The organism is Paraburkholderia sp. J76, assembly GCF_905220295.1.
Classification (GTDB): Bacteria; Pseudomonadota; Gammaproteobacteria; order Burkholderiales; family Burkholderiaceae; genus Paraburkholderia.
The window spans coordinates 62597-78125 of sequence record NZ_CAJMZJ010000011.1 but is presented as its reverse complement, the minus strand read 5'-3'; the positions used below and the strand labels follow the sequence as shown (position 1 = coordinate 78125).

16 protein-coding genes are annotated in these 15529 nt (G+C 66.6%); 7 read left to right on the top strand and 9 right to left on the bottom strand.

Going from position 1 to position 15529, the window contains the following annotated elements; translation table 11 throughout:
- The first annotated feature begins 209 nt into the window (after nt 1-209).
- The gene (locus U5768_RS21050) at nt 210-557 is read left to right on the top strand and encodes a DUF3579 domain-containing protein (protein WP_322032333.1); all 348 of its coding nucleotides are present in this window, start codon (nt 210-212) and stop codon (nt 555-557) included.
- Nucleotides 558-718: 161 nt separating this feature from the next.
- On the opposite strand, the gene rpsT is transcribed toward U5768_RS21050, so the two are convergent.
- On the bottom strand, nt 719-991 hold the full coding sequence (gene rpsT / locus U5768_RS21045) for a 30S ribosomal protein S20 (RefSeq protein ID WP_069262794.1): 273 nt from the start codon (nt 989-991) through the stop codon (nt 719-721).
- Between the two features lie 388 nt (nt 992-1379).
- Here rpsT and murJ point away from each other — a divergent pair, with 388 nt between their 5' ends.
- Nucleotides 1380-2930 (top strand): murein biosynthesis integral membrane protein MurJ, encoded by a 1551-nt coding sequence (gene murJ, locus U5768_RS21040; RefSeq protein ID WP_322032332.1) that lies wholly within the window; start codon nt 1380-1382, stop codon nt 2928-2930.
- A gap of 5 nt (nt 2931-2935) precedes the next feature.
- Nucleotides 2936-3775: a SirB1 family protein gene (locus U5768_RS21035; protein ID WP_322032331.1), complete on the top strand. Its 840-nt coding sequence runs from the start codon at nt 2936-2938 to the stop codon at nt 3773-3775.
- Between the two features lie 70 nt (nt 3776-3845).
- On the opposite strand, the gene U5768_RS21030 is transcribed toward U5768_RS21035, so the two are convergent.
- From U5768_RS21030 to lpxK, 5 genes are all read right to left on the bottom strand, one after another.
- A complete protein-coding gene (locus tag U5768_RS21030; protein ID WP_322032330.1) occupies nt 3846-4604 on the bottom strand; it encodes a 3-hydroxyacyl-CoA dehydrogenase in 759 nt (252 codons plus the stop codon).
- 194 nt (nt 4605-4798) lie between these two features.
- Entirely contained in the window at nt 4799-5461 is a 663-nt protein-coding gene (adk, locus tag U5768_RS21025; protein ID WP_322032329.1) for an adenylate kinase, read from the bottom strand.
- A 301-nt stretch (nt 5462-5762) separates the two neighbouring features.
- Nucleotides 5763-6566: a 3-deoxy-manno-octulosonate cytidylyltransferase gene (gene kdsB / locus U5768_RS21020; protein WP_322032328.1), complete on the bottom strand. Its 804-nt coding sequence runs from the start codon at nt 6564-6566 to the stop codon at nt 5763-5765.
- A gap of 4 nt (nt 6567-6570) precedes the next feature.
- Nucleotides 6571-6774, bottom strand: coding sequence for a Trm112 family protein (locus U5768_RS21015; RefSeq protein WP_028205303.1), 204 nt, complete (start codon nt 6772-6774; stop codon nt 6571-6573).
- A complete protein-coding gene (gene lpxK, locus U5768_RS21010; RefSeq protein WP_322032327.1) occupies nt 6755-7834 on the bottom strand; it encodes a tetraacyldisaccharide 4'-kinase in 1080 nt (359 codons plus the stop codon). The genes U5768_RS21015 and lpxK overlap by 20 nt, the downstream gene beginning before the upstream one ends.
- A 554-nt stretch (nt 7835-8388) precedes the next feature.
- Between lpxK and xseA the strand changes: the two genes are divergently transcribed.
- Nucleotides 8389-9765 carry an exodeoxyribonuclease VII large subunit gene (gene xseA / locus U5768_RS21005; protein ID WP_322032326.1) on the top strand — a complete coding sequence of 459 codons (1377 nt, stop codon included), beginning with the start codon at nt 8389-8391 and terminating at the stop codon, nt 9763-9765.
- Between the two features lie 315 nt (nt 9766-10080).
- On the top strand, nt 10081-10659 hold the full coding sequence (gene sodB, locus U5768_RS21000; RefSeq protein WP_322032325.1) for a superoxide dismutase [Fe]: 579 nt from the start codon (nt 10081-10083) through the stop codon (nt 10657-10659).
- Between the two features lie 108 nt (nt 10660-10767).
- Here the strand turns inward: sodB and U5768_RS20995 are convergent, their stop codons facing one another.
- Nucleotides 10768-11343 (bottom strand): isochorismatase family protein, encoded by a 576-nt coding sequence (locus U5768_RS20995; protein ID WP_322032324.1) that lies wholly within the window; start codon nt 11341-11343, stop codon nt 10768-10770.
- A 63-nt stretch (nt 11344-11406) separates the two neighbouring features.
- Between U5768_RS20995 and U5768_RS20990 the strand changes: the two genes are divergently transcribed.
- A complete protein-coding gene (locus U5768_RS20990) occupies nt 11407-12057 on the top strand; it encodes a TetR/AcrR family transcriptional regulator (RefSeq protein ID WP_322032323.1) in 651 nt (216 codons plus the stop codon).
- Between the two features lie 25 nt (nt 12058-12082).
- On the opposite strand, the gene clpP is transcribed toward U5768_RS20990, so the two are convergent.
- Nucleotides 12083-12727, bottom strand: coding sequence for an ATP-dependent Clp endopeptidase proteolytic subunit ClpP (gene clpP / locus U5768_RS20985; protein WP_322032322.1), 645 nt, complete (start codon nt 12725-12727; stop codon nt 12083-12085).
- Nucleotides 12728-12899: 172 nt separating this feature from the next.
- Here clpP and U5768_RS20980 point away from each other — a divergent pair, with 172 nt between their 5' ends.
- Complete coding sequence (locus tag U5768_RS20980) at nt 12900-13994, top strand: sigma-70 family RNA polymerase sigma factor (RefSeq protein WP_322032321.1); 1095 nt, start codon at nt 12900-12902, stop codon at nt 13992-13994.
- A 3-nt stretch (nt 13995-13997) separates the two neighbouring features.
- Here U5768_RS20980 and U5768_RS20975 read toward each other — a convergent pair whose 3' ends face one another.
- Nucleotides 13998-15269, bottom strand: coding sequence for an EAL domain-containing protein (locus tag U5768_RS20975; RefSeq protein WP_322032320.1), 1272 nt, complete (start codon nt 15267-15269; stop codon nt 13998-14000).
- Nucleotides 15270-15529: the final 260 nt, after the last annotated feature.

Below are 15529 nucleotides of genomic sequence, written 5' to 3'. Positions count from 1 at the left end.
GACTGGACGCCAGGCGGGGTGCGCGGCAGCCGCTTCCAGGCCTTTCCTGGCTATCGGACTGTCCACAAGCGCGTGGCGGCGGGCGATCCCCGCGGCCGGCGTTCCGCGGTCCCGCGAGATACAGGCGGGGGCGTGGTGCGGCAGCCGCGCTCGTGCCGCCGTTACATGCTGCAAACACACCCTGCAGCCCCACACACAGGTAATCCTGCATGGCCGACGAAGCTCCAACCGAATACTTCATTCAAGGCATCACGAGCGCGGGGAAGAAGTTTCGTCCGAGCGACTGGTCGGAGCGCCTCGCCGGGGTGATGTCGAGCTTCGGTCCGAAGGCGTCGGCCAATGCTCGCGGCCCCAACGCCTATCTGCGCTACTCGCTCTATGTGCGCCCGACGATGATCGGCGACCTCAAGGTTGTCGTGCTGGACTCGCGTCTGAAAGATATCGAGCCGATGGCCTTCAACTTCGTGATGAACTTCGCGAAGGACAACGACCTCGTGGTGACGGAGGCGTGCGAGCTGCCGCACGATCACGCCACGCAGCAAACGGCTGTGCGCTAGGTGGCCGCAGGCGCGGCAACGAATGGACCCGCTTCGGCGGGTTTTTTTGTGCCTTTTCTGTGCTGATCAGGGGAGCGGAAACAAAAAACCCGCCGAAGCGGGTTTTTTGTCGTGCGGCTCAAAGAGAGCGCTGCCAGCCGTGGCCGGCAGTCGGAGTCTCTTTACTGCGCGGCTTGCATTGCCTTGACGGCAGCAGCCAGGCGGCTCTTATGGCGAGCGGCCTTGTTCTTGTGAACGATCTTCTTGTCGGCGATGATGTCGAGCGTCTTGCCCGAAGCCTTCAGAACTTCAGCGGCCTTGGCCTGGTCGCCGGCGTCGATTGCCTTGCGAACAGCCTTGATGGCGGTGCGGAACTTCGAGCGCAGTGCCGAGTTGTGCGAGTTTGCCTTCGCGGCCTGACGGGCGCGCTTGCGTGCTTGTGCGGAGTTTGCCATTGCGATTCCTTGTGATTGCGGAGCGCGGACCTGCCGACGCTCTTTGCCTGGATTTGAACTGCCGCCCGCGTGAGCGGAGCAGTTCAAAACGGTATTTGCCAGTTCGCGTTTTTCGAAGCTGGCCGCGCCTTTTGTGCCAGAGCGGGTTCCTGCTCCCTTTCCAAGACGCGTTCGAGCCCTCATTGAGAACTCGAATCGAAGATTATAGCAACAGAATCAGCAGGATGACAATCGCACGTGGAGGTGAACGCCTTTAACGCGATGGGGTCACAATCAGCGCCCTTCGTCCTGGCCTTCCGCGCGCAGGCGCCCTCGCGGGGTGTTTCGCGCCGGCTGTCGCGCCGCGCATCCGCGATGAAGCGGAAGGCACCCGTATAATAGCCGCCCCATGAATCTATTCCGAGCCCTGCTGACAGTCAGCGGCTTCACGCTGCTGTCGCGCGTGACCGGTCTGGCCCGAGAAACGCTGATTGCGCGCGCCTTTGGCGCGAGCCAGTACACCGACGCCTTTTACGTCGCGTTTCGCATTCCCAATCTGCTGCGCCGCATCTCGGCGGAAGGCGCCTTTTCGCAGGCGTTCGTGCCGATTCTCGCGGAATTCAAGAACCAGCAGGGCCACGACGCCACGCGCGCGCTCGTCGACGCGACTTCAACCGTACTCGCCTGGGCGCTCGCGATCCTCTCGCTGCTCGGCATTTTCGGCGCGTCGTTCGTCGTGATCGTGGTCGCTTCGGGCTTGAAGAGCGACGGGCAGGCGTTCCCGCTCGCCGTCACGATGACGCGCATCATGTTCCCGTACATCGTGTTCATCTCGCTGACGTCGCTCGCGTCCGGCGTGCTCAACACGTACAAGCAGTTCTCGCTGCCCGCGTTCGCGCCGGTTCTGCTCAACGTCGCGTTCATCACGGCGGCCGTGGTCTTCGCGCCGCACATGAAGCAACCCGTCTACGCGCTCGCCTGGGCCGTGATCGTGGGCGGCGTGCTGCAGTTCATCGTGCAACTGCCGGGACTCAAGCGCATCGACATGATGCCGCGCATCGGCTTGAATCCGCTCAAGGCGCTTGCGCATCGGGGCGTCAAGCGCGTGCTCGCGAAAATGGTGCCCGCCATGTTCGCCGTCTCGGTCGCGCAGATCAGCCTCATCATCAATACCAATATCGCCTCGCGTCTCGGCCCGGGCGCGGTGTCGTGGATCAACTACGCCGACCGCCTGATGGAGTTTCCCACCGCGCTGCTTGGCGTGGCGCTCGGTACGATCCTGCTGCCGAGCCTCTCGAAAGCACACGTCGATGCCGATCCGCACGAGTATTCGGCGCTGCTCGACTGGGGCCTGCGCGTGACGTTCCTGCTCGCCGCGCCTTCGGCCGTCGCGCTCTTTTTCTTCGCCGAGCCGCTCACGGCCACGCTCTTTCACTATGGCAAGTTCGACGCGACCTCCGTCGTCATGACGGGCCGCGCGCTCGCGGCGTACGGGGTGGGGCTCGTCGGCCTCATCCTCATCAAGATTCTTGCGCCGGGCTTCTACGCGCGCCAGGACATCAAGACGCCGGTGAAGATCGGCGTGGGCGTGCTGATCGCCACGCAGATCAGCAACTACGTCTTCGTGCCGATCTTCTCGCACGCGGGCCTGACGCTCTCCGTCGGCCTTGGCGCCTGCATGAACGCGCTGCTGCTTTTCATCGGGCTGCGCCGCCGCGGCATCTACATGCCGTCCGCGGGCTGGACGACGTTCTTCGTGCAGTTGCTCGGGGCATGTCTCGTGCTGGCCGGGGCAATGCACTGGTGCGCGATCAGCTACGACTGGATCGCGCTGCGGCATGAACCGCTTGCGCGCATCGCGTTGCTCGGCGCGTGCCTCGTCCTGTTCGCGGCGCTATATTTCGGTATGCTTTGGCTCATGGGCTTCAAATACGCGTACTTCAAGAGGCGGACGAAGTGACACCGATGACTACGCGAGTTCTGGATTATTTCAGCGCGCTCGTGGCCGACGACGAGAGCCTGCCGCTCACCGAGGCGGCGCTCGCCATCGCGCAGGACGCGTATCCCGATCTCGATCTGCAAGGCACGCTCGCCGAGATCGACGAACTCGCGTTGCGCGTGCGTCGCCGCATGCCCGAAGGGGCGGACGTGCGCCAGCAGGTGGCCGTGCTCAATCGCTGTTTCTTTCGCGAAATGGGCTTCGCGGCCAACCTCAACGATTTTCTCGACCCCGAAAACAGTCATCTGAACGTCGTGCTCAAGCGCCGGCGCGGTATTCCCATCTCGCTCGCGGTGCTGTATCTGGAGATGGCGACCCAGCTCGGGCTGCCGGTGAAAGGCGTGTCGTTTCCCGGGCATTTTCTGCTGCGCGTCGCGCTGCCCGAAGGCGACGAGATGGTCGACCCGACCACGGGCCGCACGCTCACCGAGTCCGACATGGTGGAGATGCTCGAACCCTTCGTGGCCAACGCGGGCGACTCCGTGGCGCGCGCGCTGCGCATGCTGCTCGAACCGGCCACGCGCCGCGAGATCGTCGCGCGCATGCTGCGCAACCTGAAATCGGTGTATTTGCAGACCGAGCGCTGGCAGCGCCTGCTGGCCATCCAGCAGCGGCTCGTGATCCTGCTGCCGGAAAATATCGAGGAAATACGCGATCGCGGATTCGCCTACGCGCGGCTCGACTATCTGCGCCCGGCGCTCGAAGACCTCGAACACTATCTCGACGAGCGTCCCGACGCGGAAGACGCGACCGTCGTCGAGTCGCAGTTGCATGAGCTGCGCCAGCGCACGCTCGACAACGACTGAACGCCCAGACGAAAAAGCCCGCTGCAGTTCACTGCGCGGGCTTTTTTATCGCACGGAAAAGGGCGCGCCGTTACTTCGGCTGCATGCGGATCGCGCCGTCCAGGCGAATCACTTCGCCGTTGAGCATAGGATTCTCCACGATTTGCTTGACGAGCATCGCGTACTCGTCGGGCTTGCCGAGGCGCGGCGGGAACGGGACCATCGCGCCCAGCGCATCCTGCACCTCTTTGGGCATGCCGAGCAGCATCGGCGTTTCGAAGATGCCGGGCGCGATCGTCATCACGCGGATGCCGCTGCGCGAAAGGTCGCGCGCGATCGGCAGCGTCATCGCGACAACGCCGCCCTTCGACGCGGCGTAGGCCGCCTGGCCGATCTGGCCGTCGTAAGCGGCCACCGAAGCCGTGTTGACGATCACGCCGCGCTCGCCGCCAACGTCTGGCGCAGTCTGGGCGATGGCGGCCGCCGCGAGGCGGATCATGTTGAAGGTGCCGATCAGGTTCACCGAGATGGTTTTCGAGAACGCGTCGAGCGGGTGCGGGCCGTCCTTGCCCACGGTCTTGATGGCTGGCGCGATGCCCGCGCAGTTCACGAGGCCGCGCAGCGTGCCGAGCCCCGTCGCCGCGGCTACGGCGCGCGCGCCGTCCTCTTCGCTGGCAACGTTGCACTTCACGAACACGCCGCCCAGTTCCTTCGCGAGCGCGTTGCCGGCGTCCTCGTTGAGGTCGGCGATGACGACCTTGCCGCCTTCGCCCGCGATCAGCCGCGCGCTGGCCGCGCCGAGCCCCGACGCGCCGCCGGTGATGAGAAATACGGTGTCGCGGATCTGCATGTTTCGTCTCCTGTCGTTGTGGCTATGCCTTGCGCGGAGCGCACGCCCGCGCAAGGCTACGCAAAAACAAAGCGGGCCGGCTGACGTCGCGCCCCGAGCGGCCTCGGGAGTGCGGCGCCAGCCGGCCCGCAGGCAAACCAGCAAGGAAGCCGAAAGCGGCTTCGAATCGTGTTTTTAGCCGGAAGTCGAATCGCTTACTTGAGCGCTTCGAATGCGCGCTCGCGAATCTCGTCCACGCTGCCGAGGCCCGAGATCGCGCGATACTGCGGCGCCTTCAGGCCGTTTTCCTCGCCGCGCTTCGCCCAGTCGCTGTAATAAGCGATGAGCGGCTTGGTCTGGGCAACGTACACGTCCAGACGCTTGCGCACCGTTTCTTCCTTGTCGTCGTCGCGCTGAACGAGCGGTTCGCCCGTGACGTCGTCCGTCATCTCGACCTTGGGCGGATTGAACTTGACGTGATACGTGCGGCCCGAAGCCGGGTGCATGCGGCGGCCGCTCATGCGCGTGATGATCTCGTCGAACGGCACGTCGATCTCGAGCACGTAGTCGATGGCGACGCCCGCCTGCTTCATCGCTTCGGCTTGCGGCAGCGTGCGCGGGAAACCGTCGAACAGGTAGCCGTTCTTGCAGTCGGGCTCCTGAAGGCGTTCCTTCACGAGATTGATGATGAGTTCGTCGGTCACGAGTTCGCCCGCGTCCATGAATCGCTTTGCTTCCAGGCCAAGCGGCGTACCGGCCTTGACGGCCGCGCGCAGCATGTCGCCCGTCGAGATTTGCGGAATGCCGAACTTTTCCTTGATGAAGCTTGCCTGGGTTCCCTTGCCCGCGCCCGGGGCGCCCAACAGGATCAAACGCATGTGAACAATCTCCGATCTGTGTGAATTCTTGCGGCGCGGCGGCGGCCCCTGCACACGCGGCGGGGCGGCGTCGTCAGCGTCGTGCGTCTCCTCGCCGGTTTGCTCACGGCCGTCGAGGGCAGTGCTGGCGGGGCGACGGCCCGTCCCGCGCGGCTTTCGCCCGGTGTCCACGATTCTCACGGGACACGCGGCGGCGCTGCGGGATGGTGCCGAAAAGCGGGGAAACCCCGACGCACAAAGGCTTTAGACGGCTCGCGCAAACAATTGATTATGCCATGGGATTTTTGCCCCACGGACGGAATTAAGGCCGGTATAACGCCTGCACACGAGCGAGGTCGGCGGGCGTGTCGACGCCCGGCGCGGGTGCTTCGGCCGTCACGAGCACCGCAATGCGCTCGCCGTGCCACATCGCGCGAAGCTGCTCGAGCGCCTCGACCTGCTCGAGCGGCGAATGCGCGAGCGAGGGGTAGCTGCGCAGGAATTTCGCGCGATACGCATACAGGCCGATATGGCGATAAACGGTCGCGGGAGCCGGCGGGGCGGGCATTGCGCCGAGATCGAGGCGCGCCGGCGACCAGTGCGGCTGCCACGCGTCGCGCGCCCAGGGAATGGGCGCGCGCGAGAAGTAGAGCGCCATGCCCCGCGCGTCGAGCACGACCTTCACGACGTTCGGGCTGAAGATTTCGTCCGGCGCCGCGATGGGATGCGCCGCCGTGGCGATGGCGCATTCGGGGTGGGCGGCGAGGTGCGACGCAACGTCGCACACGAGCGCGGGGTCGATCAGCGGCTCGTCGCCCTGGACGTTGACCACGATCGTGTCGTCGCTCCAGCCGTAGTGCCCGGCCACTTCAGCGAGGCGGTCGGTGCCGGACGGATGATCGGCGCGCGTGAGCACGGCTTCGAAACCGTGCTCGCGGGCGGCGTCGAGCACCGTTTGGGCGTCGGAGGCGATCAGCACCTTCTGCGCGCCCGAGTCGCGCGCGCGCTCGGCCACGCGCACCACCATGGGCTTGCCGCCGATGTCGGCGAGCGGTTTGTTGGGCAGCCGCGTGGACGCGAGGCGCGCCGGGACGACGGCGATGAAGGGTTGCACGGGAGCGGTCATGGCCTTACGCAGCGCCCGGTCCGTGCGGATCGACCGGCGTGCCTTCCACGGTTTGACGCGCTTCGTCGACGAGCATGACCGGAATGCCGTCGCGGATCGGGTAGGCGAGCTTGTCGGCGTTGCAGATCAGCTCCTGCGCGGCGCGGTCATAGCTGAGCGGGCCCTTGCAGATCGGGCAGACCAGGATTTCAAGCAGACGAGCGTCCACGGAGTTTCTCCACAACCAGGGTAATGAGGCGATGATCGAGCGCGGCTTCCACGGGGACGACCCAGATGCGCGCGTCGTTCCAGGCCCCCAATTTTACTGCATCCTTTTCGGTGACCAGGATCGCGTCGGCGGTGACGTCGGCGAACGGGTTGGTGGCATAGGCGTAGTGGTCCGGCAGCGGCAGGGTGTGCGGCGCGAGGCCGGCCGCGCGCAGCGTCGCGAAAAAACGCTCCGGCGAACCGATGCCCGCCGCCGCCACGAGGCGCAGCGCGGCCTGCGATCCTTGCGCGCCGGGGCTTTGCCCCGGCGCGGCCGCGCCCGCGGCGAACTGCGCGAGCGGACGGCGCAGCGCCGGATTGGCTAGATGCCAGGCATCGCCGGGTTCGAGTTTGAGCGCGAACGTATCGGGCCAGGGCGGCAGCGTGCGCTCGAACGGATTGTTGACGAGCGTGGCGTCGCGCCGGCGCGAAAGCGGTTCGCGCAGCGGGCCCGCGGGCAGCAGAAAGCCATTGCCGCCGAGGCGATGGTCGAATACCACGATCTCGACGTCGCGCACGAGGCGGTAATGTTGCAGCCCGTCGTCGCTCACGATCACGTCGACGTCGGCATGGGCGCCGCACAAGGCCGTGGCCGCGGCTACGCGGTCGGGCGAAACCCAGACGGGCACGCCGGTGCGGCGGGCGATCAGCAGAGGTTCATCGCCGCACAGGCGCGCGGGCGTATCCGCCGTGACGGGCGTGGGGCGGGCGATTTTCGCGCCGTAGCCGCGCGACACCACGCCGGGCGAGAAGCCCGCCGCGCGCAGCGCCTCGACGAGCGCGATTACCGTGGGCGTCTTGCCCGTGCCGCCCACGGTCACGTTGCCGACCACCACCACCGGCACGCCCACGCGCACGCTCTTGAGCCAGCCCGCCGCAAAGGCGGCGCGCCGCGCGCCGCTTACGGCGGCGAACACAGCGGCGAGCGGCGTGAGCGCCCAGGCGAGCGGGCCACGGCGTTGCCAGGCGTGCGCAAACCGCGCTTCGAGGCGTTCCTTCAGACCGGAGACGGGGCCGCTCATCGGTTAGCTGCGCGGTTAATTGCGCGGCGAACGGCGGGGCGAATGGCGGGGCGAACTGCGGGGTGAACTGCGGGCAAAGCGCCGCACGCGGCATGCGGGAAGCAGACAGGCAAGGCGGCCATCGGGTCGGTTCTCCGGTTCCAGGTGAGCGACAAGGGAACCCGGCACTCTAGCGCGGGTAGGCGCCGCGCGGCAAGTTGCCGGGCCCGGCGTCCTTGCCGGCTGCGCGCAAACCGCGCGAAACGCGTGAAACGCGCGAAAAACCGCCGCTTGTGGATAACTTTGTGGAGAAGTCAGTGCCGGGAAGGCTGAAAGCCCCGTTATCCGGCCTCTCCATCGGCCTATCGGTATATTATGGAGATAAAAATCGTATAAAAATCAAAGAGATGGGCTGTTTTTCCTGCGTTTGCGGGCGGCGTGCGGTCATCTTGACGCATGACAGCGCCGATGTGGACACTTCGCGGGACTTGCGGGCCAGGTCTCATTCGTGCTGGACTACCGCCCCCCGAACGGTCTATCGTCTGTCCGGCTGATGTTTCTCCACACCCTTTCGCATGCTATCCGACCGCTTCTCCGCTTCCTCCGCGCCATCGGGCGACGTCGTCGTGCCGGTCTCCGCCCTCAACCGGGCGATCGCCTCGATGCTCGAGCGCACGTTCCCGCTTGCATGGATTTCCGGCGAAGTGTCCAACTTTACGCGCGCCGCGAGCGGCCACTGGTATTTCTCGATCAAGGACGCCCAGGCGCAGATTCGCTGCGTGATGTTCCGCGGCCGCGCGCAATACGCCGAATTCACGCCGCGCGAAGGCGACCGCATCGAAGTGCGCGCGCTCGTCACGATGTACGAGCCGCGCGGCGAACTCCAGCTCAACGTCGAGGCCGTGCGGCGCACCGGTCAGGGCCGCCTCTATGAAGCCTTCTTGCGACTGAAGGCGCAACTCGAATCCGAAGGGCTCTTCGACCCCGGGCGCAAGCGCGCGCTGCCCTCGCATCCGCGCGCCATCGGCGTGATTACGTCGATGCAGGCCGCCGCGCTGCGCGACGTGCTCACCACGCTGTGCCGCCGCGCGCCGCACGTGCCGGTGATCATTTATCCGGCGCCGGTGCAGGGCGCGGGCTCCGCGGAAAAGCTCACGGCGATGCTGGAAACCGCGAACGCGCGCAACGAAGTGGACGTGCTCGTGCTATGCCGTGGAGGCGGCTCGATCGAGGACCTCTGGTCGTTCAACGACGAAGCGCTGGCACGCGCGATCACCACGAGCGCCATTCCCGTGGTGAGCGGCGTGGGCCACGAAACCGATTTCACGATCGCCGATTTCGCCGCCGACGTGCGCGCGCCAACTCCCACGGGCGCGGCCGAACTCGTCAGTCCGCAACGCACGCTGTTGCTGCGCGACCTCGACCAGCGCCATACCGCGCTCGCGCGCGATTTCGGCCGTCTGCTCGAACGGCGCGCGCAGCAGCTCGACTGGCTGGCGCGCCGGCTCGTGTCGCCCGTCGAGCGGCTTGCGCAGCAGCGCACGCACTTGCGCCAGTTGACGATACGGCTCGCGTCGGCGGGCTCGCGTGCCAGCGCGGAGGCGCGCGCGCGCCTGAACGTCGTGCGGATGCGCTGGCAGCGCGCGCGGCCCGACGCCGCCGCTCAGCGCGCCCGGTTGGAGTCGCTCGAACGGCGCCTGGATGGCGCTTTCGCGCGCCAGCGCGAGCGCGAGGCGGCGCGCGTTTCGGAACTCACGGCGCGGCTCGAAGTGCTGAGCCCGCAACGCACGTTCGAGCGCGGCTATGCGGCGCTGCTCGACGCGCAAAGCGGCGCGGCCGTGCGCTCGCCCGCCACGCTCAAGCCCGGCAAGCGCCTCACCGTGCACCTTGCCCAAGGCAGCGCCGACGTTTCGCTCGCCGACGTCCAGCCGCGTCTCGCCGACGGTTTCTGAAAGGCGCGCGCAGTCAGGCGCGCTGCTTGCTGCACGAAAGCACCGGCTCAAACGCACGATCGCTCGCTGCCCGACGAAAAAAGCGCGGCAGCGAACGATCGTTGTTGCATTGCATGGAATGCGTTGCCCGAGCGCCATTGCATCGGCGAAAACCGCATTGCGGTTCATCCGCAAAAGCCCCGCCCAAACGATATCCGCCATAAAGGCCGCGCGTTTGCGGGGTTATTCCAACTCGCCTACAATCGAGTGCTCCATGCCGGCGACTATGTAGAACTTCACGCAGAACTCCCCATAACACGACGAAGGAACCGCATCATGTCATTTACGCTCCCGCCGCTGCCGTTCGCGAAGAATGCCCTCGCTCCGCATATGTCGGAAGAGACGCTTGATTACCACTACGGCAAGCATCACCAGGCTTACGTCACGAATCTGAACAACCTGATTCCGGGCACCGAATTCGAAAAGCTTTCGCTCGAAGAAATCGTCAAGAAGTCGTCGGGTGGCGTGTTCAACAACTCGGCGCAAGTCTGGAATCACACCTTCTTCTGGAACTGCCTCTCGCCGCAAGGCGGCGGCGCACCGTCGGGCGCGCTCGGCGACGCGATCAACGCGAAGTGGGGTTCCTATGACGCGTTCAAGGAAGCCTTTACGAAGGCTGCCGTGGGCAACTTCGGCTCGGGCTGGACGTGGCTCGTGAAGAAGGCAGACGGCTCGCTCGACATCGTGTCGACCAGCAACGCCGCCACGCCGCTCACGACCGACGCGAAGGCGCTCCTCACGATCGACGTGTGGGAACACGCTTACTACATCGATTACCGCAACGCGCGTCCGAAGTTCGTCGAAGCGTTCTGGAACATCGCAAACTGGGACTTCGCAGCGCAAAACTTCGCGTAATACGAAGCCTGTGTTGTACGCCGCACTCGCTGCGGCGCATGCAAAAAAGCCCTCGATGCGAATCGAGGGCTTTTTGTTTTGGCGCGAAGCTTTAGTGCAAAAGCGGTTTTACGCAAAGGCCGCGATGGTGTCCTGCGTCGTGCGCACGTGACCCATGTGCGGGAACAGCTTGTTGAACGAGAAGTGATGCATCTCTTCGTTCAGGCCGGAAGTGGCGTCCTCGACGAACACGAGCCTGAAGCCGAGATCGAACGCCGCGCGCGCGGTGGACTCGACGCCGAAGTTCGTCGCGATACCGCCGATCACGATAGTGTCGATGCCGCGGCGGCGCAGTTGCTGTTCGAGATTGGTGCCGTAGAACGCGCCCCATTGGCGCTTCGCGATGATCACGTCGCCGGCTTGCACGCCGATCTCCGGCACGAGTTCCGACGCTTCGTCCGGGGCGCGCGGCGTGTCGGGCGTGCGGCCTGGTGCGTCGGCGGGCAGGGCGAGCAGTTCGTTCAGGAGCACGTGAACCCAGACCACGGTGGCGCCCCTGGCGCGCAATGCGTCGGCGAGCGGCCGGGCGTTGGCCACGACCTGCGCGCCGCTATAGGGCGCGACCGGGCGGCTCACGATGCCGTGCTGAAGGTCGATCATCACGAGCGCCGTGGTGCGCGCGTTCAGTGAAAGTGCTTGCGTCATGGTTCACCTGTATGTGAGGATGGCTTCACATAATCATACACGAATATGAAGGAGGCTTCAGATATGGCGGCAGACCCGCTCGCGCGCAAGGAGGCGCAAAAAGAGGATCCGCGCGAAAACGCACGGCGCGTGCCGCGCCAGGAACGCGCGGCGCGCACGGTTGAGGCGCTGCTCGAAGCCGCAGGCGAAGCCTTCGCCGAACGCGGCTTCGAAGCGGCGACGATGACGCAGATCGCGCAGCAAGCGGGCGTTTCGGTGGGCGCGGCGTACCAGTACTTTCCGAACAAGGAGGCGCTGGCGCTGGCGCTGCGCAAGCGTTACGGCGACGAAATGGACGCGCGCTGGAGCGCGCTCATCGCCGCGCACGACGATGCCGGCAAGCTGCCGCTCGCGGAGCTGGTCGAGCGCCTGTTCGACCTGATGGTCGATCTGATGCACCACTATCCCGCATATTTGCCCCTGCTTTCCGTGCCGCTCGGCTTCAGGCGCGATGCGGCCGTGCGCAATCTGCTGCGCCAGCGTTTCACGGCGCTCTTTTTGCGCTATCAGCCTGCGCTTTCGCCCGACGACGCCTATCGCGTGGCCGAAGTCATGCTGCAAGTCATCAAGAGCCTCAATCCGCTCTACGCCGCAGCGAAACCGAAGGAGCGCAAGCTGCTGGTCGCCGAGTACAAGGGCGTGCTGGCAGCCTGGCTCGCGGTGCGGCTCGCTTAGGGCCTGTGACGAGCGTGAACAGGCCCTAGCGCAGCAGCGGTTCTTCGCGCGACTCGATCACGCGGTCGATCAAGCCATATTCCGCCGCGGCCCGCGCCGACATGAAGTTGTCGCGGTCGCTGTCCTGCGCGATCTGCTCGATGCTGCGTCCGGTGCGAGCGGCGAGCATCGCGTTCAGGCGCTCGCGCAGATAAAGGATTTCGCGCGCCTGCAGTTCGACATCGGCGGCGGTGCCCTGGCTGCCACCCGAAGGCTGATGGATCATGATGCGTGCGTTTGGCAGTGCGAAGCGTTTTCCATGCGCGCCCGCAGCGAGCAGAAACGAACCCATGCTGGCCGCGAAGCCGGTGCATAGCGTGGAGACGTCGGGCTTGATGAATTGCATCGTGTCGTAAATAGCGAGTCCATCGTAGACCGAACCGCCCGGCGAGTTGATATAGAGGCTGATGTCCTTGTCGGCGTTTTCCGCTTCGAGAAAGAGCAGTTGCGCGACCACGAGGCTCGCACTCTGCTCGGTCACCGGCCCGACAAGGAACACGATGCGCTCGCGCAGCAGGCGCGAGTAGATGTCGTAGGCGCGCTCGCCGCGCCCCGAGGTTTCGATCACGGTCGGGACGAGATTGAGCGCGCTCGGCGGCATTGCTGCATGATGGTGTGCGAAAGATGGCATGAGTGTCCTCGATGTTTTCTCGTTGGCGGCGCGATTGCGCCGCTCCTGCCATGACGGCCGGCGCGTGCGCCGCGTGACGAAAATATTTTTGCGCAGGGCTGTCACGTCGGCCTCGTGCCGAACGTCATGAGGGAAAGGACGCACGCGAACGCATGGCGAAGGAGCGAAGCGAATGACGCACGCGATCGACAAAATCGACACAATCGAAGCAGCCAGTCCGGCGGATGCCGGGCGCGCAGAAGCGGCGTGGACGGACGCGCGCCGCGCCGCCGCCTTCGGCGAGGCGCGCGGGCGGCTCATTGCGCTGGCCGCGCGCGTGCTGGGCAGCCGCGCGGAGGCGGAGGACGTCGTGCAGGACGCGTGGTTCCGCTGGCGCGACGCCGACGCGCCAGCCTTGCGCGCGCCCCAGGCGTGGCTCGCCACGGTCACGGTGCGTCTCGCAATCGACCGGCTGCGGCGTTTGCGCCGCGAGAATGCGGGCGCCAACGAGGTGGCAAGCGGGGCGGCGAGCGAGGCGGCGTGGCTCGACGACGCGGCGCCCTCGGCGGAAGAGGCCGGCTTGCGCGGGCGCCGCTTCTCGGACGCGTTGCTGCTCCTGCTCGAAAGGCTGGGGCCGCTCGAGCAGGCCGTGTTCGTGCTGCGCGAGGCGTTTGAGTGCGACTACGCGCAGATCGGCGCGCTCACCGGTTGCACGAGCGAACATTGCCGCCAGATCGTGCGGCGCGCCCGAGTGCGGCTCGCCCGCGAGGCCGCGACGCAAGCGGCTCCCGCGGACAAGGCGCGGCACGCGCGTACCGTCGAGCGGTTGCGCGACGTGCTGCATGCGCAGGACCGCGCGGGATTGATGGATTTGCTGGGCGTGACGGCAACGGCGCTGGTCGTGGCGAGCATGGCCGAAGCCGCGGACCCTGCTCGCGCGACACGGGAAGCGCCAACCGCGCGTGCGCTGCGCGCCGAGGCGCTGGCGCTGGACGGCCAGCCCGGCGTGGCGCTTGTCGCGCAGAATGGCGTGCTGGCGGCCTGGCTGCATGTGCGCGACGACCGTGACGGCTCGCCCGAGCCGGTCGTTTGCGTGGCGGCAATGCAGGAGGGTAGCGCGCTACAGGCGGCCAATGCGGCTTTCGGCGGCGAAGCGGTGCGCAAGCTGCTCGCCCGGCTTGCGGCGAGCGACGGCGCGGCGTGCGTCTCCACGCTTTCCGTCAGCGCTCGCGCGTCCAGCGCGCACGACTACACGACGATGCTTGCGCAACCGCTCGTACTGGCTTGAACGTTAGCCGCGCAAGGCCGCATCCCAGTTGATGTCGACGCACAGCACGTGCACGCCGTGTTCCGTCTGCACGGCCGCCGACGCCGTGACGCACAGGTGCGCCTCGTTGATCGACAGATAAGGAGGCGTGAACTGCACGCGGCCCGGCGCTTTCATCGCGCCGATGAAGTACGGCCGCCGCTCCCAGCTTGCGCCTTCCGAATGCAGGAGCGGCCGGAAGCGCTTGGCGCGTTGCGACGTGCGGCCGTCGGGCAGCACGTTGTCGCCGATCTGGCGGCCCGACGCATCGAGCAGAAAGCAGCGCGCCGTATCGTCGAGACCGAGCAGCGGCAGTGTGGCGTCGTTCATGTTCACGCCTTCGGCAAGCTGCTTTGCCGCCGCTTCGATGGCGCTCACGTACGGCGCGAGGCGCGCGGACTGCGAGCGCTCGCGCGCGGCCACGCGCTCGCGCAGGCGCGCCGATAGATCGTCCATGAGCTGCGCGGCCTTGGCCGGGGGCACCGGCTCGACGTCGGGCCGCGCGAAATACGCGCCCTGCACGAAGTCGGCGTTGCTTTCCAGCGCGATCAGCGCGTCGCGCTCGGTCGAGAGACCGCCCACGAGCACGAGTTGCCCCGACTCGTGCAGCATCGAGACGAGCCCCGGCAGCACCCGCTCGATGTGCGCGTGGCGGCTCGCCTGGGCGAGCAGGCTGCGGTCGAGCGTGACGATGTCGGGCCGTAGCTGCCACACGCGGTCGATGTTCGAATGCTTCGCGCCGAAGCCGTCGAGCGCGATCACGAAGCCCGCCTTGCGCAATCCGTCGATGATCTCCGCGAAGCGCGAATTCTCGCCGCCCGCCTGCTCCGACACTTCGAGCACCACGCGCTGCGGCTGCAGGCCGAGCGCCTTGAGCCCGGCGAGCAGGGCGTCGCCGTAGCTCGTGTCCATCAGCGCGGCCGGATGCAGGCTCAGAAAGAGCCATTCGTCATGCGAATCGAACGCGTTGAAGTTGCCCAGATGCAGCGATTCCGCGAGACGCCCCAGTTCGAGCAGGTCGCCGCGCCGCGCCGCCTGCGTGAACACCTCCTGCGACGGCGCCTGCTGACCCTGTTCATCGTGCGCGCGCAGCGAGGCGTGATAGCCGATCGCGCGCCGGTGCGCGACCGAAAACACGGGCTGGAACACGCTGAAGACGGTGTAGCCGCCGTACAGCACGGTGCGGCGGGCGCCTTCTTCGCCCGCGATGGGGCGCGACTGGAAGCCGGGAGGATCGATGTCGATCATGCTGGTCATTTCGTTTCGATGGCGCGCGGGACGGACGTGACGGGCGGAACGCGTGAGCGTCAAGTTTACAGGATAGGACAGCAAAAAGTATGCGAGTCCAGGCCCCGTGGCGAAAGCGCCGCGGGCTGGCGCCTGCGCTATTTCAGGACGGAGCGGCGAGGGTGCCGCGAGGGTGCCGGCTTGGTGCCTGAAACCCGGCGCGAACGCCGGCGACGCACGGCCGCGAGGCGCGCCGCACCGTCGCGGTGCGCGCGGCAGCGGCGCAGGCT